Genomic DNA, 1,383 nt, shown 5'->3' on the forward strand with positions numbered 1-1,383 from the left:
GCCCATGCGGAGGGCGACGTCGGTCTTCTCCGCCACCAGATCGACGATACCGTCGGTGAATGAGAGATCGACGATGAGATCGGGATTGCGCGCTATGAACTCCGGCATGGCAGGGGCGACGAACATCGTCCCGAAAGGGATCGTTGTGTTGATCCGCAGTCGTCCTCGAACTGCACCGCCCGCGACCTCCTGGTCCGCATCGTTCAGCGCCTGCAGTATCCGCAGCGCGGCGTGATGGTAGGCCTCGCCTTCTTCCGTCAGGGTCAGAGCGCGGGTTGTCCGCACCAGAAGGCGTGTTCCGAGCCTCGCTTCAAGGCGGGCAATCAGCTTGCTGACGGCCGATGGAGTAAGATCAAGGTTGCGAGCGGCAGCGGAGAAGCCACCATCCAGGACGACGCGCGCAAACACCTCCATTTCGCCGGAGCGCGCTCCATCAGGATACGTGGCATTGATGAACCTCATTCACAGGTGCATGTCTTTCGAAGGCAATAGTGCCGCCCACTCCTAAATCATAAATTCTCTCCAGCAACAATCTGGAGATGAGACATGGATCTACAACTCGAAGGCAAGACTGCCCTGGTGACAGGTGCTACCGCTGGCATCGGCTTCGAAATCGCCCGCGCGCTCGCCACTGAGGGCGCGCGCGTCATCATCACGGGACGCGATGGCGCCAAACTCGACAAAGCGATCGCTGTCGTCGAGGCGTCCGGCGGATCGAACGTTACCGGAGTTCTGGCAGACGCCGCCACCGTCGAGGGTGCCGGCATCATCGCCAAGGCCGAACCCTTGGTGGATGTCCTCGTCAACAATCTCGGCATTTACGAGAGCAAGCCCTTCGGCGACATTCCCGACGCCGATTGGAGCTATCTGTTCGACGTTAATGTCATGAGCGGCGTGCGTCTGTCGCGGACCTATCTTCCTGGCATGCTGGAGCGCAACTGGGGCCGCGTCATCTTCATTTCGAGCGAGTCCGGGCTCGCGATCCCGCAGGACATGATTCACTACGCGACGACGAAGACGGCGCAGCTTTCGGTCTCGCGTGGGCTGGCGCAACTGACCCGCGGCACCAATGTCACGGTCAACGCCGTGCTGCCAGGGCCGACCCGCTCGGAAGGCATCGAAGGCTTCCTGCGCAGCCAGGCGAGCGACCCGTCGGCGTCCATCAAGCAAATCGAGGCGGAGTTCTTTGCCACGGCACGCTCGGCTTCGATCCTCCAACGCATGGTGGAAGCGGAGGAGGTGGCGAACCTCGTCGCCTATCTCGCCAGTCCCCGCTCATCCGCCACCAACGGTGCCGCTCTGCGCGCCGAAGGCGGCCTCGTCAACACCATTGCCTGAGAAAGGTTTTCTCATGTCAAACGCTCCGCTCACCGTGATCGCGAT

The 1,383-nt window shown here is 61.7% G+C and carries 1 protein-coding gene and 1 pseudogene; one reads left to right on the forward strand and one right to left on the reverse strand.

Annotation, left to right across the window (positions count from 1 at the left end; genetic code table 11):
* Positions 1-449, reverse strand: a pseudogene (locus tag FY112_RS00295) (LysR family transcriptional regulator); the annotation flags it as partial.
* Between the two features lie 97 nt (positions 450-546).
* On the opposite strand from FY112_RS00295, the gene FY112_RS00300 reads away from it, so the two are divergent.
* The gene (locus FY112_RS00300) at positions 547-1,338 is read left to right on the forward strand and encodes an SDR family oxidoreductase (protein WP_131620448.1); all 792 of its coding nucleotides are present in this window, start codon (positions 547-549) and stop codon (positions 1,336-1,338) included.
* Positions 1,339-1,383 lie beyond the last annotated feature (45 nt).

This window comes from Rhizobium sp. PEPV16 (assembly GCF_008919455.1).
In the GTDB taxonomy this organism is placed as follows: domain Bacteria; phylum Pseudomonadota; class Alphaproteobacteria; order Rhizobiales; family Rhizobiaceae; genus Rhizobium; species Rhizobium leguminosarum_Q.